The organism is Mesorhizobium sp. M1A.T.Ca.IN.004.03.1.1 (genome assembly GCF_003997555.1).
Taxonomy (GTDB): Bacteria; Pseudomonadota; Alphaproteobacteria; order Rhizobiales; family Rhizobiaceae; genus Mesorhizobium.
In genome coordinates, this window is sequence record NZ_RZTV01000249.1 from 1 (window position 1) to 277 (window position 277).

Consider the following 277-nt stretch of genomic DNA (forward strand, 5'->3'; position numbering starts at 1 on the left):
TGTCGCTCGGCATCTGCGTCGGGGCCTTGGCGCTGCACGGCTCGATGGCCTTCAACAATGTCGAAACGCCGTCGCTGGACGATTTCTCTACTGCCTTCATTGTCGTCACCCTCATCTCGATCACCGCGACCGTCTGGAATCTGCGTTTCTCGCCGACCGCTGGCGAGGAGATCAGCGGCTATAAGGCCAGAGGGATGAAGGTGCCTGGAAAAACAAAGGCTTGACGCGCGTCGCTTGAATCAAATTATGCGCGCTGCGCTCGGTCCTTGCCCTCCAT

1 pseudogene is annotated in these 277 nt (G+C 58.8%); it reads left to right on the forward strand.

Going from position 1 to position 277, the window contains the following annotated elements:
* Window positions 1-224: pseudogene (locus EOD29_RS31560) on the forward strand (MFS transporter); the annotation flags it as partial.
* Window positions 225-277 lie beyond the last annotated feature (53 nt).